This window comes from Acinetobacter sp. ANC 4648 (assembly GCF_002135345.1).
Classification (GTDB): domain Bacteria; phylum Pseudomonadota; class Gammaproteobacteria; order Pseudomonadales; family Moraxellaceae; genus Acinetobacter.
The window spans coordinates 109,129-135,450 of the sequence record NZ_NEGI01000001.1 but is presented as its reverse complement, the minus strand read 5'-3'; the positions used below and the strand labels follow the sequence as shown (position 1 = coordinate 135,450).

General features: G+C 37.9%; 27 protein-coding genes. All 27 read left to right on the top strand.

Going from position 1 to position 26,322, the window contains the following annotated elements:
- The 27 genes from B9T27_RS00630 to B9T27_RS00500 all read left to right on the top strand — a co-directional run bounded on the left by B9T27_RS00630 (position 1) and on the right by B9T27_RS00500 (position 26,312).
- A complete protein-coding gene (locus B9T27_RS00630) occupies positions 1-705 on the top strand; it encodes a molecular chaperone (RefSeq protein ID WP_086204952.1) in 705 nt (234 codons plus the stop codon).
- Between the two features lie 138 nt (positions 706-843).
- Entirely contained in the window at positions 844-3,027 is a 2,184-nt protein-coding gene (locus B9T27_RS00625) for a fimbria/pilus outer membrane usher protein (RefSeq protein WP_228146118.1), read from the top strand.
- A gap of 12 nt (positions 3,028-3,039) precedes the next feature.
- Positions 3,040-3,456 carry a hypothetical protein gene (locus tag B9T27_RS00620; RefSeq protein WP_086204951.1) on the top strand — a complete coding sequence of 139 codons (417 nt, stop codon included), beginning with the start codon at positions 3,040-3,042 and terminating at the stop codon, positions 3,454-3,456.
- A 114-nt stretch (positions 3,457-3,570) separates the two neighbouring features.
- Positions 3,571-4,854 carry a glycosyltransferase family 4 protein gene (locus tag B9T27_RS00615; RefSeq protein WP_086204950.1) on the top strand — a complete coding sequence of 428 codons (1,284 nt, stop codon included), beginning with the start codon at positions 3,571-3,573 and terminating at the stop codon, positions 4,852-4,854.
- Positions 4,855-4,885: 31 nt separating this feature from the next.
- Positions 4,886-5,437 carry a phosphatase PAP2 family protein gene (locus B9T27_RS00610; RefSeq protein ID WP_086204949.1) on the top strand — a complete coding sequence of 184 codons (552 nt, stop codon included), beginning with the start codon at positions 4,886-4,888 and terminating at the stop codon, positions 5,435-5,437.
- 107 nt (positions 5,438-5,544) lie between these two features.
- Positions 5,545-5,745, top strand: a complete 201-nt coding sequence (gene iscX / locus B9T27_RS00605) for a Fe-S cluster assembly protein IscX (RefSeq protein WP_086204948.1) — start codon at positions 5,545-5,547, stop codon at positions 5,743-5,745.
- A gap of 109 nt (positions 5,746-5,854) precedes the next feature.
- Positions 5,855-6,286, top strand: a complete 432-nt coding sequence (ndk, locus tag B9T27_RS00600) for a nucleoside-diphosphate kinase (RefSeq protein WP_086204947.1) — start codon at positions 5,855-5,857, stop codon at positions 6,284-6,286.
- Positions 6,287-6,462: 176 nt separating this feature from the next.
- Complete coding sequence (gene rlmN / locus B9T27_RS00595) at positions 6,463-7,695, top strand: 23S rRNA (adenine(2503)-C(2))-methyltransferase RlmN (RefSeq protein ID WP_086204946.1); 1,233 nt, start codon at positions 6,463-6,465, stop codon at positions 7,693-7,695.
- Positions 7,696-7,764: 69 nt separating this feature from the next.
- Positions 7,765-8,544 (top strand): type IV pilus biogenesis/stability protein PilW, encoded by a 780-nt coding sequence (pilW, locus tag B9T27_RS00590; RefSeq protein WP_086205392.1) that lies wholly within the window; start codon positions 7,765-7,767, stop codon positions 8,542-8,544.
- Positions 8,535-9,326 (top strand): helix-turn-helix domain-containing protein, encoded by a 792-nt coding sequence (locus tag B9T27_RS00585; protein WP_086204945.1) that lies wholly within the window; start codon positions 8,535-8,537, stop codon positions 9,324-9,326. Before pilW ends, B9T27_RS00585 begins: the two co-directional genes overlap by 10 nt.
- A 22-nt stretch (positions 9,327-9,348) precedes the next feature.
- Positions 9,349-10,470: a flavodoxin-dependent (E)-4-hydroxy-3-methylbut-2-enyl-diphosphate synthase gene (ispG, locus tag B9T27_RS00580; RefSeq protein WP_086204944.1), complete on the top strand. Its 1,122-nt coding sequence runs from the start codon at positions 9,349-9,351 to the stop codon at positions 10,468-10,470.
- A gap of 3 nt (positions 10,471-10,473) precedes the next feature.
- On the top strand, positions 10,474-11,769 hold the full coding sequence (hisS, locus tag B9T27_RS00575; RefSeq protein ID WP_086204943.1) for a histidine--tRNA ligase: 1,296 nt from the start codon (positions 10,474-10,476) through the stop codon (positions 11,767-11,769).
- 31 nt (positions 11,770-11,800) lie between these two features.
- Entirely contained in the window at positions 11,801-12,502 is a 702-nt protein-coding gene (locus B9T27_RS00570; RefSeq protein ID WP_086204942.1) for a YfgM family protein, read from the top strand.
- The gene (gene bamB, locus B9T27_RS00565; protein WP_086204941.1) at positions 12,502-13,650 is read left to right on the top strand and encodes an outer membrane protein assembly factor BamB; all 1,149 of its coding nucleotides are present in this window, start codon (positions 12,502-12,504) and stop codon (positions 13,648-13,650) included. Before B9T27_RS00570 ends, bamB begins: the two co-directional genes overlap by 1 nt.
- Before the next feature lie 171 nt (positions 13,651-13,821).
- Entirely contained in the window at positions 13,822-15,231 is a 1,410-nt protein-coding gene (der, locus tag B9T27_RS00560) for a ribosome biogenesis GTPase Der (RefSeq protein ID WP_086204940.1), read from the top strand.
- Positions 15,232-15,406: 175 nt separating this feature from the next.
- Positions 15,407-16,036 (top strand): beta-ketoacyl synthase chain length factor, encoded by a 630-nt coding sequence (locus B9T27_RS00555; protein ID WP_086204939.1) that lies wholly within the window; start codon positions 15,407-15,409, stop codon positions 16,034-16,036.
- On the top strand, positions 16,024-16,836 hold the full coding sequence (locus tag B9T27_RS00550; protein WP_086204938.1) for a lysophospholipid acyltransferase family protein: 813 nt from the start codon (positions 16,024-16,026) through the stop codon (positions 16,834-16,836). The genes B9T27_RS00555 and B9T27_RS00550 overlap by 13 nt, the downstream gene beginning before the upstream one ends.
- Entirely contained in the window at positions 16,820-17,080 is a 261-nt protein-coding gene (locus B9T27_RS00545) for a phosphopantetheine-binding protein (RefSeq protein ID WP_086204937.1), read from the top strand. Before B9T27_RS00550 ends, B9T27_RS00545 begins: the two co-directional genes overlap by 17 nt.
- Positions 17,081-17,089: 9 nt before the next feature.
- Complete coding sequence (locus B9T27_RS00540; RefSeq protein WP_086204936.1) at positions 17,090-17,338, top strand: acyl carrier protein; 249 nt, start codon at positions 17,090-17,092, stop codon at positions 17,336-17,338.
- Positions 17,335-17,931 (top strand): septation protein IspZ, encoded by a 597-nt coding sequence (locus tag B9T27_RS00535; RefSeq protein WP_086204935.1) that lies wholly within the window; start codon positions 17,335-17,337, stop codon positions 17,929-17,931. Before B9T27_RS00540 ends, B9T27_RS00535 begins: the two co-directional genes overlap by 4 nt.
- Before the next feature lie 9 nt (positions 17,932-17,940).
- A complete protein-coding gene (locus B9T27_RS00530; protein ID WP_086204934.1) occupies positions 17,941-19,629 on the top strand; it encodes an AMP-binding protein in 1,689 nt (562 codons plus the stop codon).
- Positions 19,630-19,637: 8 nt separating this feature from the next.
- Positions 19,638-20,387, top strand: a complete 750-nt coding sequence (locus B9T27_RS00525; protein ID WP_086205391.1) for a glycosyltransferase family 2 protein — start codon at positions 19,638-19,640, stop codon at positions 20,385-20,387.
- Complete coding sequence (locus B9T27_RS00520) at positions 20,380-21,309, top strand: acyltransferase (protein ID WP_086204933.1); 930 nt, start codon at positions 20,380-20,382, stop codon at positions 21,307-21,309. The genes B9T27_RS00525 and B9T27_RS00520 overlap by 8 nt, the downstream gene beginning before the upstream one ends.
- A 15-nt stretch (positions 21,310-21,324) precedes the next feature.
- Positions 21,325-22,881 carry an HAL/PAL/TAL family ammonia-lyase gene (locus B9T27_RS00515; RefSeq protein ID WP_086205390.1) on the top strand — a complete coding sequence of 519 codons (1,557 nt, stop codon included), beginning with the start codon at positions 21,325-21,327 and terminating at the stop codon, positions 22,879-22,881.
- A gap of 1 nt (position 22,882) precedes the next feature.
- Positions 22,883-23,314: an acyl-CoA thioesterase gene (locus B9T27_RS00510; RefSeq protein WP_086204932.1), complete on the top strand. Its 432-nt coding sequence runs from the start codon at positions 22,883-22,885 to the stop codon at positions 23,312-23,314.
- Positions 23,315-23,326: 12 nt separating this feature from the next.
- Positions 23,327-24,013: an outer membrane lipoprotein carrier protein LolA gene (locus tag B9T27_RS00505; protein WP_086204931.1), complete on the top strand. Its 687-nt coding sequence runs from the start codon at positions 23,327-23,329 to the stop codon at positions 24,011-24,013.
- Positions 23,988-26,312, top strand: a complete 2,325-nt coding sequence (locus B9T27_RS00500) for an MMPL family transporter (RefSeq protein ID WP_086204930.1) — start codon at positions 23,988-23,990, stop codon at positions 26,310-26,312. The genes B9T27_RS00505 and B9T27_RS00500 overlap by 26 nt, the downstream gene beginning before the upstream one ends.
- Positions 26,313-26,322 lie beyond the last annotated feature (10 nt).

Sequence of the window (26,322 nt, the reverse complement as noted above, 5' to 3'; positions counted from 1 at the left end):
ATGAAAAAAATAAGTCCTTTTTTTATCGCTTTGATGTTATTCGGCACTATGACGCATGCCGGAGTTTCAGTAAATCCAGTTCAGCTCTATATTTTAGATACAGGAAAACAAAAATCGACGACATTAACACTTGAATCTGTAGATGAAGTTGAAAAAAGAATATTTGAAGTAAAAGCTTTTGTGTGGACTCAGGATGATGCTGGGAAGAGTGTACTAACAGCAGATGATACGATCATTATTAATCCTAAAAATTTCATTTTACAACCTCAAAAGCAGCAAACAATTCGTATCGGATTTGGACGTCCGATAGCATCCGTATTGACCAATAATCAAGAAAAAGCATGGCGAATCATTGTTGATGAAATTCCTCAAGCAGCCAAAGAAAATTCAGTTAATTTTCTAGTCAATTTTAGTTTGCCATTGTTTGTTGGGAAACAAGAACCACTCGATATGAAATTTAAACTTGAAAATGGTCATCTAAAAGTCATCAATAATGCAAATTCCCATGTTCAAATTACGGCTTTAAAAATTGTAGATGTGAATAAAAAAGAAGTATTTAAAAACGAGACGATGAGCTATTTACTTGCAAAAAAAAGCATGTTATATGATTTGAATAATATTAAATTAAATGCCTCACAAAACTATTATATTCAGTTGAGTAGCGATAAAAACGACAAGGTAGTGGAATTTAAGCTATCAGATTAGTGCAGCATGGAAGGGGGTTATATGCCTATAAAAAATAAAATATTAATAATAATTAATGTTTTTTGCGCATTTAGTGTACAGGCGAGTGATAATAATCCGGAAAATATTCTGGCTAATTTATGGATCAATGGGCTTGATATGCATACAGATATTACTCTGTTAAAAGATCAAGACCGATTCTATGTCGAGTGTGATGTATTAAAGCAAGCGAAAATTGATATCAGTCACTTTCAAGTTTTACAATCTAAGCCAGATTATTGTCTGGTTTCGGGAGGGGAGATTCAGTCAACTTTTGACCAAGACTCTCAATCAATAAAAGTCACAGTTCCAGCCAGTTTTTTTGCTACCAATACATATGGTTCTGATATTCAGCAGCCAGAAAAAGCCAGTTTTGGTGGTTTTTTGAACTACGAAATGCATTATGCGAATACTCAATCTGACAATACTTATAATGGTCTGGCTGAATTAGGCATTTTTAAAGATTATTGGATTTTTAAAAACTCAATGTTCTACCAAAACTTAGCGGAAGAGAATAAGTTAGTCAGATTGGGGAGTAGTATCGATTACGACTTTCCAAATAAAATGACTCGATTAACCATTGGTGATACCACCACAGTTTATAACCCTTTAATCAACTCACTTCGATTTGGGGGGTTAAGTTGGGGAACAAATTATACAGAACGACCAAATTTTATTTATTGGAATGTACCCAGCTTGCAGGGGAGTGCTCGCATTCCCTCTACCGTTGAGCTTTATATCAATGGCGTAAATATCTATAACCAGAAAGTGACGCCAGGTGATTATAATCTACAAACTGGTGCGCAAATTCAACAATCTGGTAATGCACAAATTGTAGTTGAAGATATCTTAGGGAATCGAAGTGTTCAGAGCTTTCCGATCATCGTGACAAGTCAATTATTACGTAAAGGGTTAAGTGAATATAATATTTCATTAGGAAAGCTCCGCTATAACTATAATTTGGATAGTAGTGATTATCGGGATTTCTTTGCAAATACCTTTTACCGCAAAGGGATCTCTAATTCTACCTCATTAGGTACGAATGTTTTGTATAGTAAAGACATTCAAAATGTAGGCCTGATGTGGACACAGGCGGTCAGTAATCTGTTTTTACTAGACAGTACGATACAAAGTTCACATGAGGATAAAAGTGGATTTAATTTCTCATATGGACTGTCAGCAAGTAAGGATTTGGGGCGTTACTCTTTAGGGCTAAATAGTAAATATACAGAACGAAATTTTAAGTTTTTAGGTGATGATCTAAACGGAGATAATATTTATCCTAAATTTGAGAATTTAGTTTATTTTGGTGTGAGTGGTATTCCAGTTTTGCAAAATGTAAATATCAATTATGCAGAACAAAAATATTATAATAGTACGACCTTTCCCAGAGATAATCAAAAAATATTACGGGTAGGATTTAGTCGACAAATTGGTCCTAAGGCTTTGTTGGGTCTGAGTTATTTTAATGAAATGGGGGATAGAAAAGATTCGGGCGGAATTTTGTCGCTGAGTTATAATTTTGATAGCACAAAAACACTTTATGCGAGTCAGTCAGCAAATAAGAATACCAATTTACAGTTTGTTAAAAGTGATGCTAATCAAGTTGGTTTTGATTATGCTGTTGGTGCAAATAGAAGAGATAATGAAACTCTATATAATTTAGATGGAGTATTTAAAACCAATGTTGGTGATTTAAGCTTTAGTCATCAGCAAAGTAATGTGTTTAGAGAGTCGCAGTTGCATTATAGCGGTGCAATCGTTTTACTTGAAAATAAACTCAACTTTACCAAATCTGTAGATAATGCTTTTGCTTTGGTGAAAGTAGGGTCTTATCCAAATATTGATATTCTCCGTGCATTAAATGATGTCAGTAAAACCAATAAAAAAGGTTATGCGTTCGTTCACGATATCATTCCATATGTGAAATATGATATTGCCTTTGATGAAAACCAGTTGCCGATAGAAGATAAAATTCTTTATTCCAACAAACAAATTACCGCACTTAATCAAAGAGGTTATGTGATTGACTTCCCAATTTACCATGCCAAACAGGTCACTATCCGTCCATTGGATGTAAATGGTCAAATCTTTACACCAGGTTCTGAAGTATCAATCAATAATGAAGATGGCGATGTTTATCCAGTTTCATCGGATGGAACAGTTACTTTATACGGCTTAATTCCAAAAACGTACCAATTGAAAATTCAAACGAAGGAGGCAAAAGTATGCTCGGCTGAATTAAAAGTTACCGACACTCCGACTGTAGCGGGTGCCCCACCCATGGATATCAGTTGTAAATAAATGGAGTAAGACATGAAACTTAAATCAAGTTTATTAGTGTTGTCATTGTTTTGTATTCCAATTTGTCATGCACAAACATGTCAAATTAACAGAGTAACATCGACACAATTAAAATTAAGCTCATCTTATCTGAGTCAAGCTGCAACATCATTTACGGTGTCATGTGAGACTCGTTATGCGATTCAATTTAGCTCAAGGAATCTGACTAGTCCAAATGGGAATAGTTATTTAATCAATCAAAGTAACCATAAGCTAAGAACACAGATGAATATTTCGGGTGCTTCAAGTTCGCGCTGGAATGTTCCCTTATCACAACCAGCCAGTACCAATAATAAATTTATTGTCCTTGTTCAATTGTTGGATCGGCCAAATGCAATTACACCCTCTGGAACTTACAGCGATAATTTATATGTCAGTCTTTTGTTCTAAAGTGAAATTTAATACGTTAGATTTGATCTGTTTTAAAAAACAGTCATCTAATCATCATCAATCTGTAAGAAATATTGCCTAATCTATTCAAAAAGGAAGAGATTGGGCAATTGTATGACAAATTTGTACGCAGAAGCCTTACTAGATCAACAACAAAATTGTCCTGATAATTTTAAATTTTACTTTAAGCAGAACAAAGAATTTGTATCTGAAAGTAATGATTTATTGCATGATTTAATGCGACCACGACTTAAAATAACCATTGTGACTGAAACTTGGCCGCCAGAAATAAATGGGGTCGCATTATCTTTATTACAATTCTGTAAGGGGTTGCAACAGCAAGGGCATAAAATTTTATTAATTCGGCCTGAGCAGAAACATCAATTTAATGATTTTAAACCGAATAAAGAATGTCTGGTTAAAGCGCAGTCAATTCCTAAGTATTCCGACATGCAATTTGGCTGGCCACAATATTTAAAAATTTCCCAAGTAATTTCAGACTTTTCCCCCAATGTTATACATATCGTAACTGAAGGGCCTTTGGGCTTTACGGCTTTACATGTAGCAAAAACAAAAAATATTCCAGTCTCTAGTGCTTTTCATTCGCCCTTTCAGGAGTTGAGTCGTTTTTTCGATTTGGCTTTTTTGGTTAAACCCATACAAAAATATTTATGCTGGTTTCATAATAATACTCAGCTGACTTGTGTGCCGAGTCAAGATACCAAACAGGCTTTAATAAACTTTGGTGTTACTTGTCCTTTAGTGGTCGTAGGGCAAGGTATAGATATTGAAAAATTTTCTGCGAAATACCGATCAAAAGCATTAAGGCAGCAATGGGAAGCCTGTGAAGACACGACAGTGATGTTGTATGTGGGTCGGCTTTCACCTGAAAAAGAAATTAATGTATTGATTGATGCTTATTATGCAATAAAAAAACATCATCCCAAAAAGATAAAGCTAGTGATTGTTGGTAGTGGTCCTGATCAGCTACGGTTATTGCAAATGCAAAATTCAGATGAGTTGATCTTTACAGGAAGTTTAAGTGGAATACCGTTGGCAGAAGCATACGCAAGTGCTGATGTATTTGTTTTTGCAAGTCAGGTGGAGACTTTTGGTAATGTTGTACTTGAAGCAATGGCAAGTGGTTTGCCTGTCATTGCCTATAATTATGCTTGTGCTCAATTACATGTTAAACATCAAGTTTCTGGGTGGTTAAGTCCTTTGGGGCGAACCGATCAATTTATTCAATATATGCTCCAACTACCGAATAATAAAATTTTGCATCAGATGGGGCGAAAAGCACAAGCTGATGTACAAAATCTTGGATGGAAACATCCTATTCAGCAATTTGAACAAGCCTTATATCAGTTAACACAGGAAACAACCTTCGTGACTTAGGGTGTCTCATCATAATGAGAGGAGAGTTATAATGAATTTTAAAAATACCAAAATAAAAATACTCGATCTTGATCTAAGAGGTTGTATTTATCTCAATCATTTATCACATACACAAAATATTGCACTTTTTTTTAAAATCATTAGCCGATTAGGTGATGGCGTATTTTGGTATGCCATGCTGATTTTAATATGGATACAAAAAAGTTTAGCTTATGGCTTTCAGTTATTTTATATAGTGCTAAGTGGTTCGCTTGGCACAGGAATATACAAATTTTTGAAGCATAAAACGACACGTCCAAGACCTTATCAAGTGCATCAAGTTATTATTCTTGGAGAAAGACCTCTTGATCATTTTAGCTTTCCTTCAGGTCATACTTTGCATGCGGTCATGGCGACAATCGTGTTGGGATATATTCAGCCACTGATGTTGTTTCTGATGTTGCCATTTACAGTTTTAGTTGCATTGTCCCGTATGGTTTTAGGTTTACATTATCCCACTGATGTAATTATTGGTGCTTTAATTGGCGCTACTATGGCGATATGCATCATTGTTGCAGCTCCTTTTTTTAACATTACTTTGTGATGTGGGATGAGTCTTTGAGTGCATAATTGCTTTACTGAATCAGTATCTGAAATTTGTGTAGTTTGTTACAGTAGTGTTCAATTTTGATTGAGTAAAGGAAGGCCTTCATGGGTTTACGTTGGACAGATACAATTGATATTGCAATTGAATTAAGTGAAGCACATACAGATGTAGATCCACAATGGATTCGTTTTACTGATTTACATGCATGGGTTTGCGCATTGCCTGAATTTAGTGATGATCCGACTAAGTCAACTGAAGGCTTATTAGAAGCGATTCAAATGGCATGGATTGATGAGGTTCGTTAATCAATCTGTCGAAAAAATCCATTTTTTTACATATCAAAAGCAGAAAAATGGTCATTATTCGGTATAATGCGCAAAATTTTTCACGTCAAATTGACTAAAGGAGCCAATCATGGCTATTGAACGTACTTTATCTATCGTAAAACCTGATGCTGTTGCTAAAAACCACATCGGTGATATTTTTGCTCGTTTCGAAAAATCTGGTCTTAAAATCGTTGCGACTAAAATGAAACAGCTTTCTCAAGTTGAAGCTGAAGGTTTTTATGCTGAACACAAAGAACGTGGTTTCTTTGCTGACCTAGTTGCGTTCATGACTTCTGGTCCAGTTGTTGTTTCAGTTCTTGAAGGCGAGAATGCAGTTCTTGCTCACCGTGAAATTTTGGGTGCAACAAATCCTAAAGAAGCGGCTCCTGGTACAATTCGTGCAGATTTCGCTGTAAGCATCGATGAAAACGCTGCTCACGGTTCTGACTCAGTTGCATCTGCTGATCGTGAAGTTAACTACTTCTTCGCTCAAACTGAAGTTTGCCCACGTACTCGTTAATTCTGAGTATATAGGGTCATCTAATTTTAGCTGAGTAACTTGGCTATTTATTAATTGTTAACAGACCCGAAACCAGATAAGTGATATACTGCTTGTCTGGTTTTTTTTTCTTAATATATTTTTTTGCTTGATTATTGAGCGAATTTTTTCATCCCAAGACATGGTTAGGTAATCTCATGAATTCTGAAGTTGTTGCTTCATCCGTAAAACAAGATGAGCCTCAGTCTCCATCGACTCCAGTACAGGTTAAGACTGTACCGAAGGTGAATTTACTCGGCATGTCACGTCCGCAATTAGAGGCATTCTTTGAAACCTTAGGGGAAAAGAAGTTTCGTGCTGGACAGGTGATGAAGTGGATTCATCAGTTTTTTGTCACTGATTTTGCTGAAATGAGCAATATTTCAGGTAAGTTACGTGAAAAATTAGAACAAGTTTGTGAAATTAAAGCTCCTGAAGTAGTGCATCGTAATTATTCAAAAGATGGCACTCGTAAATGGGTGTTCCGTGTTGGAGAAGGTGCGGGTTCTTTAGTTGAAACGGTATTGATTCCTGCTGAACATAAAACAGGTTTGAGTAGGACGTTATGTATTTCCTCACAAGTCGGTTGCGCACTGGATTGTTCATTTTGTTCTACTGGTAAACAGGGTTTTCAGCGTGATTTAACGCCTGACGAAATTATTGGTCAGTTGTGGGTTGCGAATCACTCTTATATGGAAGATGTGCCTGTGGCTGAACGTGAACGTTCAGTGACCAATGTGGTGATGATGGGCATGGGTGAACCTTTACTGAATTATGATGCAGTACTGAGTTCGATGTACATCATGCTTGATGATTTTGCTTATGGCATGTCTAAACGTCGTGTGACTTTATCAACATCAGGCGTGGTGCCTAAAATTGATCAGTTGGGTAAAGATATCGATGTTGCATTGGCAATTTCTTTACATGCACCAAATGATGCATTGCGTAATGAGTTGGTGCCAATCAATAAGAAATATCCATTAGAGCAATTGATTGCTGCTTGTCAGCGTTATATTGCAAAAAATGGCAATGAAAGCTCACGTAGACATGTAACTATTGAATATGTGATGTTGGATGGTGTGAATGATCATCCTGAACATGCACAGCAAATGATTAAACTTCTTAAAAACCTACCGAGTAAAATTAATTTAATTCCATTTAATCCATTCCCACATGCGCCCTATGAGCGTTCTAGCCGAAATCGTATTATTTCTTTTCAAAAAACTTTGTCTGATGCTGGATTTGTGTGTACGATTCGTCAGACACGTGGTGATGATATTGATGCAGCTTGTGGCCAATTGGTGGGGCAGGTTGCTGATCGTACACGCCGTGCTGAACAATGGAAAAAGAAAGTTGAAGAAGGCAATGTGATTATGCGATCACAAGGTTAAAGTTATTTGTAGAACTTATTTTAGGAGCAGGCTTTGAGAAAACCTTTGTATCAAAAAGCAATCGTATATATGGCGATATGTTGCACTGCATTGGTTGTACAAGGGTGTCAGACTACGTCAAGTGGTATGATTACTAAAAAAGACCCTGAAAAAGCGGCAAAAGTACGTACTCAATTGGCTGCCGAATATATTCGTTCTGGTGATTTAGATGCTGCAAAACGTGCCTTAGATCAGGCACTTGAAGCAGAACCTCGTGATACAAATGCTAATATGATGATGGGTGTGTTACTACAACGGGAAGGTAGTAAGCTCAACATGGAAAAAGCAGAAAGCTATTTTAAGCGTGCGATTTCTATAGATCCTAAAAATGCGCAAGCGCGTAATAATTATGGTACGTACTTGTATCAAATTGAGCGTTATAATGAAGCCATTGAGCAGTTCTCAATTGCGGGCGCAACCTTAGGTTATGATCAGCGTTTTCGTGCATTGGAAAATCTGGGTCGAATTTATTTAAAACTCGGTGATGTGACGAATGCTGAAAAAACCTTTAAACAAGCCTTGAAAGTCAATCGTGATTCTATTGTTTCAATGATAGAGTTGTCGGAATTGTTTTATTTGCAGCAAAATATACCTGCTGCAAGTCAACTTTATGAGCAATATGTTCGTTTAGTAGGTCAGAATAACCAAGGGGCGCGAGCGCTTTGGATTGGTATACGTATTGCGCGTGCCAATGGTGACAATATGGGGATGCAAGTGCTTGTAAATCAATTACGCGCATTGTTCCCAGAAAGTCAAGAATATCAACGTTATTTGCAATTACAGTACAATACTGAGGCCGTATGGAAGTAAATCCTAATTCACAGCAACCTGCTGCTTCAAATGCAGTACCTAATGCTTTAGGAAATATTCAACGTCCAGGTGAATATTTGCGTCAAGTCCGAGTTTCGCAGATTCGTGATATTCAGGATGTTGCTGCAGACTTGAATATGCCGATAAAAACTTTACAGGCATTGGAGCAGGATGATTATAAATCTTTGCCAGAAGCGACCTTTATTAAAGGCTACTATCGTTCTTATGCTAAGTATTTAAATGTCGATGCGACAGCAATCATCCAGCGTTTTGATGAAATTTATGAAAATGATACGGGTTTATTACCGAATCATGCCTTAAATAATTCTCCCATTAAAATTATGGGGAAATTGCCAGGTTCAAAAAGTGACCGTAATAAAAAGTGGTTGAAACGCAGCTTAATCATTCTGATCGTGATCGCAGTGATTTGCGCAGCTATTGTTGGGGTTCAGAACTGGACATCGAATAAAAGTGATGATACTCCAGGAGTAAAAGCTCAAGCTTCAGAAGTGGAAGTATTGTCATTAAACAATAGTTCAGCTACATCTGGCGATGAAATGGTGCTTAATTTTAGCCATCCAACGGCTGTACATATTGTGGATAGTACAGGTAAGGTTTTGGCTACAGGTCGTCAATCTGCGACATTAACCATTAATGGTCAATCACCTTTCCAAATTCGACTTGATGATGCCACTGCGGTAACTTTAAGTTTGAATAATGAACAAATTCCATTGTCTCCATATACTGTGAACGGAAAAGCAGAATTCCGTTTATCTCGTTAATCACATTGAGTCGAGCGGTACTATGATTGCAAATCCGATTAAACGTCGCCCTACACGCAAAATTCGTGTTGGTTCGGTGTATGTTGGTGGTGATGCACCAATCAGCATCCAGAGTATGACCAACACAGAAACTTGTGATGTTGATGCGACCGTTGCACAGATTGAGCGTTGTGCTGATATTGGTGCAGATATCATGCGTGTTTCAGTGCCATCGATAGAAGCTGCTATCGCATTTGGTGAAATTCGTAAACGTGTTTCTGTACCCTTGGTTGCTGATATTCATTTCGATTATAAAATCGCATTGAAAGTGGCTGAAATGGGTGCAGATTGCTTACGTATTAATCCGGGTAATATCGGCTCTGAAGCTAAAATTCGTGAAGTGGTTGCAGCAGCAAAACATCATGATATTTCAATGCGTATTGGTGTGAATGCAGGTTCATTAGAAAAAGATATTCAGAAAAAATATGGTGAGCCTACTGGTCAAGCTTTGCTTGAGTCTGCAATGCGTCATATTGATATTTTAGATCGTTTAGATTTTCAAGAATTTAAAGTTTCAGTCAAAGCATCCAATGTGTTTTTAACCATGGATGCATATCGTTTGTTGTCGAAACAAATTGATAATCCACTACATTTAGGTGTAACTGAAGCAGGAGTTTATCGTACTGGTTCAGTGAAATCTGCGATTGCGTTAGGTGGTCTATTGATGGAAGGCATCGGTGATACGATGCGTATTTCATTGGCTGCTGAACCTGAAGAAGAAGTGAAAATTGGTTTTGATATTTTAAAATCACTGAGCTTACGTTCCAATGGCATTAACTTTATTGCGTGTCCAAGTTGTTCACGTCAAGAATTTAACGTGATTGCTGTGATGCAAGCTTTAGAAGAACGTTTAGAAGATATTCGTACCCCAATGGATGTATCTGTCATTGGATGTAAAGTGAATGGGCCAGGTGAAGCCAAAGAGGCAGATATTGGTGTGGTTGGCGCAGCGCCACGTTCATTGGTATATCGGAATGGTGAAAAAAGTCATTTGATTGAAACAAATCAGTTGGTTGATGAAATCGAAAGCATGGTTCGTCAACGTGTTATAGAGCTTGAAGAAGCTAAATCTAAAGAGATTATTCGTACAAGTTTTTCTGAGTAGATCATGAGTTCAATTGTCGCAATTAAAGGTTTTAATGACGTACTTCCAAGCCAAACAGCTGCTTGGAGACGTCTTGAGCAACATTTAGCATCATTAATGGATGCTTATGGTTATCAGCAAATTCGTTTACCTATCGTTGAACAAACCAGTTTGTTCAAGCGTTCTATTGGCGATGCAACCGATATCGTTGAAAAAGAGATGTACACATTTTTTGACAAAGGTAATCCGCCTGAGTCACTCACTTTGCGTCCTGAAGGAACTGCGGGTTGTGTACGTGCCATGCTTGAACATAACTTACTGCGTGGAGCGACTCCACGTGTGTGGTATGTTGGTCCAATGTTCCGTTATGAAAAACCACAGAAAGGACGTTATCGTCAATTTCATCAGTTTGGTGTAGAAACGTTTGGTGTGGCAACACCAGATATGGATGCTGAATTGATTTTGATGACGGCACGTTTGTGGAAGCGCATGGGTGTGGCGGATAAAGTTCAACTTGAGTTGAATACTTTAGGGGAATCGGATGAGCGTGCGGAGTATCGTGCAGCTTTGGTGGAATTTTTAACTGCACATAAAGCTGAATTAGATGAAGATTCTCAACGTCGTTTAACGACAAACCCGTTACGTATTCTTGATTCAAAAGATGCACGAACTCAGCAAATTTTGGAAAATGCTCCAAAATTACATGATTTCATGCAGGAAGATACGATGAATCACTTTGTGCAATTGCAGCAGTATTTAACAGATGCTGGAATTTCGTTTGTGATTAATCAAAAACTAGTTCGTGGTTTAGATTATTATAATAAGACTGTATTTGAGTGGACTACCACGCATTTAGGTTCACAAGGTACTGTGTGTGCAGGTGGGCGTTATGATGGTTTAGTTGGTCAGCTGAAAGGTAAAGCCGATCAAACTGTTCCCGCTGTTGGTTTTGCAATGGGCATAGAACGTTTATTGTTGTTGCTTGAGCAAATTGAAGATCAGACACCAGTACGTGAATGTGAAGTATTCTTGGTTGCAGATCCTGCATATCAAAGTAAAGCATTCCTACTTGTTGAAGAAGTTCGTAATCAATTGGAAGCTGCTAATAGTTCAATCCGATTTAAAATGGGTTCGCTGGGTTCAATGAAAAGCCAAATGAAAAAGGCTGATCAATCGGGTGCGATCTATGCATTAATTTTGGGTGAAAGAGAGTGGGATGCTCAGCAGCTTTCAGTAAAAGAGCTTGCAACGGCTGAACAAAGTGAAGTGGCCGTATCTGATATTGTGCCGTTTTTTATTGAAAAAATTTCTGTAAAATAAGCGATAAAACATAAAGGAAAAGGGTAAAACAATGAGTGCAATGACCGGTGAAGAACAACTTGATGGTTTGAAATCATTTATTCAAAAGTATGGTTCTGCCATGCTCTCTGGTGTGTTAATTGCATTGATTGCCTTTTTCGGTTGGGAATATTGGCAGAAAAAAACATTAGCAACCGATCAAGTCCAAACTGCGAAAGTTCAACAGTTAATGGATGATGCTAAAGCAGCCAGTGGTAATGAAAAAGCCTTTGTTGCTTTGGCAGGTGTTGCAGACAAAATTGTAAAAGACGATCCAAATTCAGTACAGGCATTACAAGCACAACTGGTGATGGCTCGTTTAGCATATGATAAAGCAGATTACGCAACGGCAGAGCGTGAATTAAAAAAAGTTGAAAACTCTCAAATCAAAGATGCTGGGTTAGTACAACTAGTAAAAATCCGCTTGGCGGACGCTCAGCTTGCGCAAAAAAAATATGATGAGGCTTTAAAAACTCTAAGCTCTGTGACAGAACCAGCATTTAAGGCAACTGCGGAAGAAGCCAAAGGTGATGTTTATGTAGCTAAAAACGATACTGAAAATGCGAAGAAAGCATATCAAACAGCATGGAATACATTATTAGAACGTAAACAAGAACGTCAAATTTTACAAATTAAACTCGAAAGTGTTGGTGTATTGGTAGATGATCCTGAACTCGAACGCCCAATTTTAGATATACATGTGGATGAGTCTTAATGAATAAAACATTTAAAATACCGTTTGCTTTAGCAATTTTGGCAGCTGCATTGGTTGGTTGTTCAAGTAATAAAGTGAAAGAAGAAAAGATTAAGCCGAGTCCACTTCCAAAAATTGTTCAGGCCACAAGTTTGGTGCCGATCTTTTCTCAAAGTGTTGCTACAACACCAGAAGAAGATCCATTACGTTTACGATTAGATGCCAATAATGGTGTGATTTTTATCGTTAATCCTAAGGGTGAGGTTGTTGCTTATAAAGGCAAACAACGTCTTTGGGAAGTGAAAGTGACTCAGCAAGGTTTGAGCTCTGGTGTCGAAGCAGCAGATGGGCTTGTGGTTGTCGGTAATAAAAAAGGTCAGCTTTTTGCCTTGGATCAAGCAACAGGTGCACAACAATGGACAGCTCAATTGTCTGGTGCAATTATCAGTCCTGCTTTAATTCAATCAGGGCGTGTGATTGTAGTTGCCAATGATGGAACTGTATTTGCATTTGATCAAACATCAGGCCAGCAAGCGTGGACTTATAAATTACCGAATGCTCAATTTAGTTTACGTGGTCAGGCTGCACCAGTAAGTATCGATCCTCGCACTATTGTTGTTGCAACTTCAAATGGCTATATCTATGCGATAGATAGCTTAACAGGTGTACCTCGTATGCAGCAACGTGTTGCTGTGAGCGAAGGACGTTCTGATATTCAGCGCTTAATTGATGTTGATGGGGATCCAGTCGTTGCGGGTCAGTTTTTAGTGACTACAAGTTATCAAGGTCAAGTTACTACAACAGATTTGGCATCACAGCGTGTGATTTGGAGTGAGGATGCAAGCAGTATTACGCGTCCAGAAGTCTCAGATAATAAAGTATTCGTTGCACAAGTAGACGGTAAGTTAACTGCGTATGATTTAACGACAGGTCAACAGCTTTGGCAAAATGAACAACTCTTAAACCGTAATTTAAGCAATCCAGTGATGTTTGGGAAAAACCTTGTTGTTGGTGATTTAGATGGTTATTTACATCTTATCGACCCAAACACAGGTAATTTGATTGGGCGTAATAAAACCAGTGGTGAAGTTCGTTCGCTACGTGTAATTGATGAACAACTTTATGTTTCTACACGAAAGGGTGCAGTAAGCGTTTGGCAGAATCGTTAATTTTGTTCTGTCTTGTGTTAAACTAACACACTAGTTGTATATTTTTTTAAGGCTCGGGGTGATTGAAAGTTCAATACCCCGTGTTTTTATTTAGGTGATTCACCTATTTTCTTCCTATAATTTCTGATGTTCAGGCCGTTCAAAATGGCTGACTTGAATAAAGGTTAATCTATGAAACCCGTAATTGCGCTCATTGGTCGTCCGAACGTCGGAAAATCAACGCTATTTAACCAGATTACCAAGAGTCGTGATGCTCTCGTTGCTGATTTTGCTGGTCTAACACGTGACCGTAAATATGGTGATGCAACTTATCAAAATAAATCATTCATTGTGGTTGATACTGGTGGTATTGGCGAAAGTGAAGCAGGTATTGATGCCTACATGGCAGAACAGTCAAAAACAGCGATCAATGAAGCAGATATTATTATTTTTGTTGTTGATGCACGTGCTGGTTTACTTTCATCTGACGAACAAATTGCGCGTGAAATTCGTACCTTAGGTAAAAAAGTATATTTAGTTGCGAATAAAGTTGATGGTGTACATGCAGAGGCAGCAGTAGTTGAGTTTTACCAACTCGGCTTTGGTGAGCCTATTCATGTTGCAGCTAGCCATGGTCGTGGTGTGGCACAAATGCTTGAGGAAGTACTTGAAGAAGTTCCTGAAGATGAAGATGGTGCTGAACACGATAAAGCGACAGGTTTACGTTTAGCAATTATTGGTCGTCCGAATGTCGGAAAATCAACGCTCGTAAATCGCTTGTTGGGTGAAGAGCGTGTAGTCGCATTCGATGAACCAGGAACGACACGTGACTCGATTTATATTCCATTTGAGCGTGATGGTCGTCAATATACATTGATTGATACTGCCGGTGTACGTCGTAAAGGCCGTGTAGATGAAATGATTGAGAAATTCTCAATTGTGAAGACTTTACAAGCGATTAAAGATGCACATGTGATTGTGGTTGTATTGGATGCGCGTGAAGGCGTAGTCGAACAAGATTTACACTTGATTGGTTATGCTTTAGAAGCTGGTCGTGCCATGGTGATTGCCATTAACAAATGGGATAACATGACTGAATATGATCGCAAACAATGTAAACTTGATGTTGATCGCCGCTTTGACTTTATTCCATGGGCAAAAGTGCATTTGATTTCTGCATTACATGGTACTGGTGTAGGCGAAATGTATCCATCCATTCACCGTGCTTATGAGTCATCACATTTAAAAGTTACCCCTGCAAAATTGACGCAAATTTTGAGTGATGCAACAGAAGCACATCAACCACCAATGATCAGTGGAAAACGTATTAAAATGCGTTATGCACATATGGGTGGACAAAATCCACCAACGATTGTGGTTCATGGTAATAAAGTAGATAAAACCCCTGCGGATTATCGTCGTTACTTAGAAAATGTATTCCGTAAAGTGTATAAGCTTGAAGGTACGCCAGTTCGAATTGAATTTAAAATGTCAGAGAACCCATTTGAAGGGCGTAAATCTCAAATAGATGAGCGTGTTGCAGCACGTAAGCGCCGTTATGTTCAGAAATTTAAGAAGGCAGCAAAGAAATTTAGCAATTAATTTTCTGCTATGAAATTTAGAAAACCCAAAGTTAACTTTGGGTTTTCTTTTTCTATAAATTAAGTCGTTGAAAGAGTTCAAGAGTATTTTGTGATGTTTTTTATTGCAAATGATATAATTCAGCTGACACAGCATTCTGTGCAATAAGTAAAATATTGGTTAAAGACAACTAAGCATGATTCAGATAAATTTATCACAACTACACATGAGTTGTGCTGGGGAAACTTATCCTGCACTTGAGCAGATCCCTGCTATGCAACGTCGGCGCTTATCTTCAATTGCAAAATTAGCTTTGAATTGTGCGATTGAAACGCTTGCACAAAATAAAGTGAATTATATCGTTTGGGCATCACAATATGGTGATGAAAGTAAAACCTATAAAATTTTAGAAGATGTATTGCAAGGTGTAACACCGTCACCCACTCAGTTTTCAACATCGGTACATAATGCGATTGCAGGCTTGTATTCGATTCTGTGCCAAGATCCAACACCATCAACCAGTCTATGTGCAAATTGGTCTGAAGCATTGCTTGAAGCCTATGCATATTTAAAAATGAGTGAATATTCTGCTCGAGTTTTGGTGGTGTATTACGATGCACCTCTGCCTAGTGTCTATATGGAATACCAAGAGTTTCAAGCTTTTGCAATGGCCGCTTTAGTTGAGTTACAGCATCCAAATTTAACGATGACGCTATCGAATATCCAAAATCATACCTATAAATATGTGGATGCTTTAAAATTTCAACAATTCTGGGCTGAAGGTTCGGACTCTAAGATGCGTGTGTGGCCAGAATGCAATTGTTAAGTACTTTAAAAAACAAAGCCAATTATGTTTGGCGAGTCGGTGCAACTGGCTTTAGTTTTGCAAGTTTTGGTATAGGTGGTGGTGTTATTGGTGGTGTTATTGCACCTTTAGTTAATTTAACCACTCGAGATCAACAGCTTAGGCAGCAACGGGCACAACAGGTTATTAAGCATAGTTTTAAAGGTTTTACTGAAATGATGGTAAAACTGGGAATTATGACTTATGAGGTTGAAGGTTTAGAAAAATTAGTCAATAGTCAGCAAGAGCTGATAATTGCAAACCATCCAACATTGATTGATGTTGTAGTGCTAATTGGATTAATGGAGAAAGCCAATTGCGTGGTGAAAGAAGCGCTCTGGTCAAACCCTTTTACCCTAGGTCCTGTGCGTAGTGCTGGCTATATTTTAAATGCAGGTTCAGAACAATTTATTCACGATTGCGTAGCTCATTTAAAACAACAGCAAGCCGCATCATTGTTGATTTTTCCAGAAGGGACTCGTACAGCAGAAGGCCAGTGTTTGAATGAGTTTCAACGTGGTGCAGCAAATATTGCGATTCGTGCCAATGTGCCGATACGACCAGTTTTAATAAAATGTACTCCTTCGACATTAACCAAAAATGAAAAGTGGTATCACATACCTTCTCAACCTTTTCATATTCAAATTAAAGTTTTAGATGCGATGCATGTGAATGAGCTTCTGGAGGATGACCATATTTCCCCTAAGCAGGTTCGTCAACTTAACCAAAAACTTCAACAGTTTTTTAACCAAGAGTTATTGAAAAATGAGCAATCTTGCTGATGAATTAAAACAAATGATTATTGATGTGCTGGCTCTTGAGGATATTGGTATCGAGGATATTGATACCGAAGCACCGTTGTTTGGTGATGGTTTGGGCTTGGATTCAATTGATGCTTTAGAGTTGGGTTTGGCGTTAAAAAAACGTTATAACATCCATTTAAATGCAGAATCAGCTGAGACTAAACAGTTTTTTAAATCAATTCAAAGTTTAGTGGCTTTGGTTGAAGCTCAACCAAAAGCCTAAGAGGTTATGATGTTAACGCAAGAACAGATTTTAGAAAAATTACGTGAATGGATGGAAGAACTATTTGAAATTGAAGCTGAGACGATTCAGTTTGATTCAAATTTATATTCCGATCTAGATGTAGATAGTATTGATGCGATTGATTTGGTTGTTAAAATTAAAGAGTTAACAGGTAAGCAAGTTCAGCCTGAAGACTTTAAAAATGTAAGAACCATTCAAGATGTGGTTACGGTTATTCAAAATATGTTGGCTGAATGAAACATCTCATTACAGGGGTAGTGGTGATTTTATTGATCCTCTATCCCTTTTTAGTCGGCTGGAGCTTATCTCACGGGCAGTTTATGTGGGTGAGCGCAATGTTATTGGCTTTGGGTCTATTGCGTTTATGCAGTAAAAGTCATAATTTGATGTGGCCTTTGACTTGGTTTGCCATTTTATGTGGTGGTTTAAGTTTACTGTTAAAAAATCAGGCTTGGTTAAAAATGTATCCTGTGTGTATGAGTGTTGGGGCATTCATGATTTTTGCCAGTACATTGATTAAGCCACCATCTATGATTGAGCGATTTGCTCGCTTGGCTGAACCCAACTTACCCGAATCAGGCATTATTTGGACAAAAAAAGTCACCATCATTTGGTGTTTTTTCTTTGTATTGAATGCTTTGATTGCACTTGCAACTGTACTGTTTGCACCTATGCAAATTTGGGTGATTTATAATGGTTTTATTTCTTATTTATTGATGGGGACTTTGCTGTTGGGTGAGTATATTTTACGAAAGCGCCAGCAACGTCTCAATCTAGCAAAAAAATCTGACGCATCTAAGGATAGTCAGCTTAATTATCCTCAGAGTTAGTAAATCATCATGTCGTGTCATTTCCAAAATAATCTACAGTCTACACACGTGTTATGTATTCGTGATGACTTAAGCACTCTTCGTTTTGTTGATTTTTGGCAAGATGTGTACCAACAAAGCTTAAGTATTCAGTTATTAGATCACAAGACTTGGGCACTTTGGGAATCTGACAGTTATGAGTTTTTAGTGCTCTTATTTTCAGCACTATTGGCAGATAAAGAGATTTTAATTGCACCACATCGCGTTAAAGATTTAGAACTTGAATTGGCTGAGCAAGAGATTTATTTTTTAGCACGACAAAATAATCATGCAATACAACAACAAATATTGCAGCCACAATCTTTATTATTAGATGATACTTTTTTAAATCAAGCTAAAGTCTATTTTTATACTTCGGGCTCAACGGGTCAACCAAAGAAGATTCCACGTACACTTAGACAATTACTAAATGAAGTGCAAGGATTAGATCAGAGTTTTGCTTTGCCTGATGCTGTTGTTGCGATTGCAACCGTTAGCCATCAACATATTTATGGTCTATTGTTTAAATTACTTTGGCCACTGGCAAGTGGGCGTAGCTTTTATCTACCACAACTGGCTTTTCCTGAGGATGTTGTCGAGGCTCAGCGAAATTTAAGTCCGCTACAGCTTCAAAACTATGTGATTTCGAGTCCTGCATTACTCAAGCGCTGGACTAACGAAGTCTACTTAGAGGATTGTATTCAAATCTATTCTTCTGGTGGAAAGTTAGATGTTGGAGTTCGTCCTTTATTGAATCGCCCAATTATTGAAGTGTTAGGAAGCTCCGAAACAGGAGGGATCGCACATCGTCATCAGGATGATGCGTTATGGATACCTTTTGCAAATGTTAATATTCAAGTGACGGAACAACAAGAACTTGGGGTTAAGACGAATCATGCATTTAGCAAGGATTGGATTTTCACTGGAGACCAAGCAGAAGCAGCTGAGCCAAATCAGCCGAAAAGTCCATTTAGATTGTTGGGGCGTTTAGATCGCATCATTAAACTAGAAGAAAAACGCTTAAGTTTAGATACGATTGAACATAAGATTTTATCTTTGCCTGAGGTTGAACAATGTCATGTCTTGGTTTTAGAGCATGAACATCGGCAAATGTTGGCTTGTGTTGTAGTACTCCGGCCAGAGGCACAACAGCAGTTTGAAGCGGTCTCTAAAGGGAATTTTGTAGCTGCATTAAAAATGCAATTAAAAGACAAATTAGAAAGTATTGCGATCCCTCGGCAATGGCGTTTCTTGCATCAATTACCACAAAATAGTCAATCTAAATTGAATAAAAATGCAATGAAATCGCTCTTTCAGAGCATGTTGCTCCCTGTTGTTCTAGAGCAACAGCAACATGCGGAGGAAGTATTGTTTAAATTAGAGTTTCCTGCGGAACTTATCTGTTTTAAAGGACATTTTCCAAACCATCCTATTTATCCAGGTGTGGGGCAAATTGGCTTTATTCAGCATTTTTCGAAACAAATGTGGGCAGATTTAGATTGGTGTAATGGTTATGAACAATTGAAATTTCAGGATTTAATTCAACCGTATACGGTGCTGCAACTCAAATTACAACGAAAATTAGATAAAGTATTTTTTGAAATGAGTATGTCTGAGAAAATATTGGCATCTGGGCGTTTATTGTTTTCGATAAAACCCGATCTAGGAGAGGCTCAGTGAATCCAGTAATCTTCAAATATGGTTTTATTATCCCTGTTTATAACCATCCGCATTATCTTGTAGCATTATTACAATCTCTAGCTCCATTTAAGCTTCCTATTGTCATGGTCAATGATGGCAGTGAAGCACAGTGTACGCAAATTTTACGTGAGTTAGCTGCGCAATATACCGATATAGTTTTGGTTGAGCATGCACAAAATCAGGGAAAAGGACAAGCTGTTGTTACAGGCTTGCGTACAGCAGAGCAAATGGGTTTGAGCCATACATTACAGCTGGATTGTGATGGTCAACATGATTGGAATGATATTGCGAAGTTTCTCGAAATTTCTCAGCAAAATCCAAATGCCATGGTGATTGGACAGCCTATTTTTGATGATACTGTGCCGAAAGGTCGCTTATATGGTCGTTATGCGACTCATATTTGGGTATGGATTAACAGTCTTTCCTTTGAGATTAAAGACAGTATGTGTGGTTTTCGGGTTTATCCACTTAAACCAACTTTAGCCGTTTTGAATAGTGCCAAATTCCAAGCAGGCATGGGCTTTGATAGTGAAATTTTGGTGCGTTTAAAATGGGAAAATATCTCTTTTTTAAATGTTCCGACCAAGGTAATTTATCCTGAACATGGGATTTCACACTTTAATCTGTGGCGTGATAATTGGGGAATCTCTAAGGTGCATTCAAGATTATTTGCAGGTATGTTATTGCGTTTACCTAAATTAATTCGTCATAAAATACAATCTTCAACTCATGACTAAGTTTAATCATTCTCCAGGGTGGAGCGAACTCAAGGAAAAAGGGGGCATGCTCCCTTTAATGCTTATGCTTGGGTTTTACCGCGTGGGTGGGCGTTTTTTATGTCGTCTGGTCTTATATATTGTGATTATGTGGTATTGGCTGTTTTCTAAAACAGCACGACAATCCTCCTTACTTTATCTACAAAAAGTACATGCTTTTGCTGGTCAGAAAACGCCTTTTACCAATCCACCATCTATAGCTAATACGTACACGCATTTGATGCAATTTGGTGAGTGTATCCTTGATAAAATTGAAGGATGGCTCGGTTATATTGATGAAAAAAAACTGAATTTACATGGGCATGAGCATTTTCGAGCACATTATCACAAAGGGGCAATTATTGTTGTCTCACATTTTGGCAATATCGAATTATTGCGTGCCATTAAGTCAGAGCAGAAGCAAAAAATTAATGTTTTGGTTTATCAAAAGCATGCGACTCAATTTAATCAATTTTTAAAAAAGTTAAATACCAAAGCAGACGTACATCTGATTTCTGTTGATGAATTAGGGCTAGAAACAGCATTTCACCTACAAGATAAATTGGAACAAGGCGAATGGATTATTGTTGCTGCTGATCGCGTTCCGGTGCAGTCAGATCGAGTACAAACATTGAGTTTTTTAGCTGAAGATGCGAAATGGCCACAAGGTGCTTGGATTCTTGCAAATTTACTTAAGGTACCTGTACTGGCTGTATTTTGTTATCGAATGCAGAATACCTTTGATGTACATATTCATAAGTTGGCTGATCGGGTTGAATTGCCTCGGGCTACACGGTTACAGGCGATGCAAAATATTACGCTGCGATATGTTTCCTTGGTGGAAAAGCATTGTATTCGTGCGCCTTATCAATGGTTTAATTTTTATAATTTTTGGAAGAAGTAAGTGAATAAAAATAAGATGCCAGTTTTAGTGGTAGGCAAAGATCCATTAACTATTGAAGATGTAATTCGTGTTGCTCATCAACAGGTGAGAGTGGCATTGCCTGAGTCGAGTGAATGGCGAGCCTTGATTCAACGTGGAGCAGATTTTTTGGATCGACTACTTGAGGATGAAGGAGTCATTTATGGTGTGACCACGGGTTATGGTGATTCATGTTTAGTGGAAGTTCCACCTCATCAAGTGTATGAACTACCATTACATTTATCTCGTTTTCATGGCTGTGGTTTGGGGCAAAATTTTGACTTAATCACAGCTCGTGCTGTAGTCATCACACGTTTATGTTCATTAGCACGTGGTTATTCTGGGGTATCCTTTGCTTTATTAGAACGTTTGGTATGGATGCTGAATGAAAATATTATTCCAGTGATTCCATCAGAAGGTTCCGTAGGTGCAAGTGGTGACTTAACCCCTTTATCCTATATCGCTGGAGCTTTAGTGGGGGAGCGGGACGTATATTGGAATGATCAGCAAAGGATTGTTCCAATTACAGAGGTCTATGCTGATAAAAAGATGTCTGCCTTGGTATTACGTCCTAAAGAAGGTCTGGCATTAATGAATGGTACGGCAGTCATGACTGCAATTGCCTGTTTAAACTATAAGAAATCAGAACAGATAGCCTTGGTAAGCACGCTCATTACAGCGATGAATGTTTTAGCTTTAGAAGGAAATCCCAGTCATTTTGATGAAGTCCTCTTTGCACAAAAACCACATCAAGGACAACAACGGATCGCCTCACAACTGCGTCTATGGCTTAATAGTGAAGTTCAAACGGCACACCAAAGTCCACGCTTACAAGATCGGTATTCATTACGATGCGCACCGCATATTATTGGTGTATTTGAAGACTCTAAAATTTGGTTGCGTCAATTCATTGAAAATGAATTGAATTCGAGTAATGATAATCCATTAATTGATCCTGTGAGTTTACGCGTATTACATGGTGGTCATTTTTATGGCGGTCATATTGCCCAAGCCATGGACAGTCTGAAAATTATGATTGCCAATATTGCAGATTTACTTGATCGACAATTGGCACAATTGGTAGATCATAAAATGAATCATGGTTTGCCGCGGAATTTAACTGGTTCAAGTCCAGAACGGTTAGCACTCAACCATGGTTTTAAAGCCGTGCAAATCGGGGTATCCGCTTGGACTGCTGAAGCATTAAAACAGACGTTGGCTGCTTCGATTTTTTCCCGCTCAACAGAATGTCATAATCAAGACAAAGTCAGTATGGGGACAATTGCAGCCCGTGATGCGAGTCGCGTCATTTTACTGACAGAACAAGTGCTATCTGCACTTTGCTGTGCCAGTGTGCAAGCGATTCAACTCAAAGGTCTATCACACAATTTGACAGAAGTATTAATACAATTCCAAAACTGGGTGCATGAAAGCTTCACCTTTTTGGAAGAAGATCGACCATTGCAAAATGATTTACAAACTTTGGTCGATCGCTTTGAGCAATTGGCATTTTTACAATGTTCGGTATTCAACTCACTGAACATGGAGAATTAACATGCATGCTGATGTAGTTATTGAAATTCCTTTTCATGATGTTGATAGTATGAACATTGTTTGGCATGGGCATTATTTAAAATATTTTGAGATTGCACGTTGTCAATTATTGGATGAGTTTAAGTATAACTATGTACAAATGAAAGATTCAGGCTATGCATGGCCAATTATTGAAAGTCATGTACGCTATGTGCAAGGCATAGAATTTCAACAAAAAATTCGGGTACGTGCGCGATTAAAAGAATGGGAAAACCGTTTAAAAATTGAATATTTGATTTTTGATGCAAAATCAGGTCAACGTTTAACAAAAGGCTATACCACACAAGTTGCAGTCCATATGCAAAGCCGTGAAATGTGCTTTCAGTCGCCGCCAGTGTTATTTGAGCGATTAAACGCTTGGCCAGCTTTTCAACTGAATCATATTGAGCCATAGAGAAGAACAGAGATGAATCATTCCCCAATTCTATTGCGAGATAAAATTGATGTGTTACAGCACATCCAGTTATTAACAAAATTGCTCGGGCTGCTACTATGTTTTGTGCTTTGCTTGTTCTTTTCAAGTTTTGCAGGTGCGCAAAATATAGAAGTTACTCAAATATTTAAGCAATTGTCTAGCACACCTATCGTCCGTGCACAGTTTCAACAGAAAAAAAAATTGGCATCCTTAAATAAAACGTTTGTATCAAATGGCAGTGTTGTATTTTCAAAACAACAAGGTGTAATTTGGCAAATTCAACGGCCGGTACAAGCCAGTTTAATTGTCACACCTCAAAAATTAGTACAGAAAACTCAACGAACATTTAGTCAGATTGAAATGAGTAAATCACCGTATGGCTCAGTAGCAACTATGTTTTTACAACTGATGTCAGGCGATGAAACAGCATTGGCCAAAAATTTTAATATTGTTTCTGCTCACTATACTGCCAATCAATGGAATATGACATTAACGCCTAAAAGTAGTTTATTTAAAAAATTATTCGTTCGTATTGAAGCTCAAGGTCAAAATTTTGTTGATCAAATTGTGATTACGGAAAAAGCCAACAATTCAACTGTGATTCAATTTAGTCAGCACAGCGCTCAACCACAAAATTTAACGGCTGCGGAACATGCACTTTTCCAATTGGCAAAATAAACTTTCAGCACTTTGGCTGGTTATTTTATTAATTGTAGCCAGTAGCTTAGTTTGGTCTTGGCTACATAACGACATTCATATTCAAACCAATATTTTTGCGTTACTACCCAAAGAAAATCAAGATAAAGCACTGGAAAATACACAGCAATATGTCAATCAGCAGTTAAATAATAAAGTTTTTTTAGTTATTGACGCACCTGATGAAAAAGCCTTGGCGCAGGCAACTGATTTACTCAAGCAGCAGATTCAATCCAGTGCTTTGTGGCAACCTTTAAAACCACAATTAGATACTGATCAATTTGCACAAACCCTATTTCAGCACCGTGCTGGATTGCTTGCAGCTGAAGATATTGAACATTTAAAACAGCAAAATTATCCAGCACTGATCGAGCAGAGTTTATTGCAAGTAATGAGTCCGGGGATGCCCATTACTGCTGAATTATTCAAAAATGATCCCTTGCTATTATTCCCTCGTTTTGCAATGGGGCTCGCGCATCAGCAAAGTAATCCTGCAATAGAAATGGAACAAGGTTTTGCTACCTTAAAAGATGAAAATACGATTTCACGTTTTTTTACTTTAGAGCTAACGCAAAGTCCATACAGTATTGATTATCAAAAAGATACCGAATATTGGATGAAGAAAATTAATCAACAGTTAGCTCAACTCAATGTAAAAACACATTGGACTGGCACATTGTTGTTCTCTAATTTTGGTACACAGTCGGCTGAAAAAGAAATTTCTAGCATTGGTCTAGGCTCCAGTATTGGTGTTTTACTATTAGTTTGGTTTGGTTTTAGATCCTTACGGCCTATGCTGACTGAATTTATTGCGGTTAGTAGTGGTTGTTTACTGGCTTTTGCTGTCACACATTGGTTATTTGATGAAATTCATTTAATAACCTTGGTCTTTGGCGCAAGCTTGGTTGGGGTGTGTGTCGATTTTTCATTTTACTTTATGGCCTTACAATCACAGCATCGAAAGATTGATGGATTTTCAATTTTAAAGCCAGTGTTGCCTAGTTTGTTTATGGGATTAATGACCACATTAGTGGCTTATTTATTTCTAACTTTTACCCCCTTTCCTGGTTTTAAACAAATCGCTGTTTTTTCAATGGTGGGGTTAAGTTCGGCATGGTTAACCAGCATTTTATTATTACCTCGTTTAAAAGCATTAAATGCTGAACCAGCCATTCAAACATTAAAATTTATTGGCGATGCTCGGTGTTATTTTTTACAACATTCAAAATTACGTTATTCGAGTATTGCGCTGATTACACTTATTGGATTCGGAAGCTTGTATTTTTTAAAAAGTAATGATGATATCCGTAATTTACAAAGTATGGATCAACAACTTAAACAGCAAGATCGCTATGTGCGTGAACGTTTTGGTCAGGAACAAGGTAGTGATTACTTTGTCATTCGAGCTAACACTTCTGCAGAGGTTGAAGTGCTGGAGCAGCAACTGATTCAACAGCTATTAGATTTACAAAAGCAGGGTGTTGTTCATAGCTTTCAGGCACTAGGTCAATCGATACCTTCAGAGCTTCAGCAAAGGCAAAATATTCAGTTACTCCAAAATATTCCAAAGTCAGACTTGGTAGCCTATGCACAAGCGCTGCAGTTGAATCCACAAGACGTATTCGATTGGCAGACACATTTGTCGACACAGCCGATTTTGAAATTGGCACAATTTAGCCAACATCCTTTTGCATTTTTACAGCCAAATGCGACAGAACGCCTGATTTTATTGCAAGGTATTCAGAATGAGCAAGCACTACAATCCTTGCAAAATGCCCACATTCAACTTTTACAACCCGTCAAAAACCTATCCAATTTATTTAAAGAACATCGTATTCAAGCACAATATTTATTGGCTTATGCTTTGATGGCATTAACGATAGGTTTGACGATCATTTATGGATTCAGTGCAATTATTCCATTGATACTCCCAGTGAGCCTAGCATTGTTAAGTACTTTTGCGGTACAGGCGTGGCTGGGTATCGAAATTAATTTATTCAGTATTATGGGTACATTTTTGATTATTGGTATTGGTGTGGATTATGCAATTTTTTATCGACATGGACATGATCATCCACAAGTGGTTGGAATGGCATTATTCTTATGTATGATGTCAACCTTACTTGGTTTTGGCTTGTTATCCTTTAGTCACACTTACGCTATTCATTGTTTTGGACTGACGGTGTTATTAGGCGTCGTCTTTTCATTTGTTTATGCGACCTTGTTTACTCAAGCAGATCAACAACATCGTGTCATTTTAAATAATCAGCCAAAGAGTTGAAATAAGGGGA

Excerpts from the sequence above, each read along its gene's own strand:
- B9T27_RS00630 (WP_086204952.1), top strand. The coding sequence starts at position 1 with ATGAAAAAAATAAGTCCTTTTTTTATCGCTTTGATGTTATTCGGCACT.
- B9T27_RS00625 (WP_228146118.1), top strand. The coding sequence starts at position 844 with ATGCATACAGATATTACTCTGTTAAAAGATCAAGACCGATTCTATGTC.
- B9T27_RS00620 (WP_086204951.1), top strand. The coding sequence starts at position 3,040 with ATGAAACTTAAATCAAGTTTATTAGTGTTGTCATTGTTTTGTATTCCA.
- B9T27_RS00615 (WP_086204950.1), top strand. The coding sequence starts at position 3,571 with ATGACAAATTTGTACGCAGAAGCCTTACTAGATCAACAACAAAATTGT.
- B9T27_RS00610 (WP_086204949.1), top strand. The coding sequence starts at position 4,886 with ATGAATTTTAAAAATACCAAAATAAAAATACTCGATCTTGATCTAAGA.
- iscX (WP_086204948.1), top strand. The coding sequence starts at position 5,545 with ATGGGTTTACGTTGGACAGATACAATTGATATTGCAATTGAATTAAGT.
- ndk (WP_086204947.1), top strand. The coding sequence starts at position 5,855 with ATGGCTATTGAACGTACTTTATCTATCGTAAAACCTGATGCTGTTGCT.
- rlmN (WP_086204946.1), top strand. The coding sequence starts at position 6,463 with ATGAATTCTGAAGTTGTTGCTTCATCCGTAAAACAAGATGAGCCTCAG.
- pilW (WP_086205392.1), top strand. The coding sequence starts at position 7,765 with ATGGCGATATGTTGCACTGCATTGGTTGTACAAGGGTGTCAGACTACG.
- B9T27_RS00585 (WP_086204945.1), top strand. The coding sequence starts at position 8,535 with ATGGAAGTAAATCCTAATTCACAGCAACCTGCTGCTTCAAATGCAGTA.
- ispG (WP_086204944.1), top strand. The coding sequence starts at position 9,349 with ATGATTGCAAATCCGATTAAACGTCGCCCTACACGCAAAATTCGTGTT.
- hisS (WP_086204943.1), top strand. The coding sequence starts at position 10,474 with ATGAGTTCAATTGTCGCAATTAAAGGTTTTAATGACGTACTTCCAAGC.
- B9T27_RS00570 (WP_086204942.1), top strand. The coding sequence starts at position 11,801 with ATGAGTGCAATGACCGGTGAAGAACAACTTGATGGTTTGAAATCATTT.
- bamB (WP_086204941.1), top strand. The coding sequence starts at position 12,502 with ATGAATAAAACATTTAAAATACCGTTTGCTTTAGCAATTTTGGCAGCT.
- der (WP_086204940.1), top strand. The coding sequence starts at position 13,822 with ATGAAACCCGTAATTGCGCTCATTGGTCGTCCGAACGTCGGAAAATCA.
- B9T27_RS00555 (WP_086204939.1), top strand. The coding sequence starts at position 15,407 with ATGATTCAGATAAATTTATCACAACTACACATGAGTTGTGCTGGGGAA.
- B9T27_RS00550 (WP_086204938.1), top strand. The coding sequence starts at position 16,024 with ATGCAATTGTTAAGTACTTTAAAAAACAAAGCCAATTATGTTTGGCGA.
- B9T27_RS00545 (WP_086204937.1), top strand. The coding sequence starts at position 16,820 with ATGAGCAATCTTGCTGATGAATTAAAACAAATGATTATTGATGTGCTG.
- B9T27_RS00540 (WP_086204936.1), top strand. The coding sequence starts at position 17,090 with ATGTTAACGCAAGAACAGATTTTAGAAAAATTACGTGAATGGATGGAA.
- B9T27_RS00535 (WP_086204935.1), top strand. The coding sequence starts at position 17,335 with ATGAAACATCTCATTACAGGGGTAGTGGTGATTTTATTGATCCTCTAT.
- B9T27_RS00530 (WP_086204934.1), top strand. The coding sequence starts at position 17,941 with ATGTCGTGTCATTTCCAAAATAATCTACAGTCTACACACGTGTTATGT.
- B9T27_RS00520 (WP_086204933.1), top strand. The coding sequence starts at position 20,380 with ATGACTAAGTTTAATCATTCTCCAGGGTGGAGCGAACTCAAGGAAAAA.
- B9T27_RS00515 (WP_086205390.1), top strand. The coding sequence starts at position 21,325 with ATGCCAGTTTTAGTGGTAGGCAAAGATCCATTAACTATTGAAGATGTA.
- B9T27_RS00510 (WP_086204932.1), top strand. The coding sequence starts at position 22,883 with ATGCATGCTGATGTAGTTATTGAAATTCCTTTTCATGATGTTGATAGT.
- B9T27_RS00505 (WP_086204931.1), top strand. The coding sequence starts at position 23,327 with ATGAATCATTCCCCAATTCTATTGCGAGATAAAATTGATGTGTTACAG.
- B9T27_RS00500 (WP_086204930.1), top strand. The coding sequence starts at position 23,988 with ATGCACTTTTCCAATTGGCAAAATAAACTTTCAGCACTTTGGCTGGTT.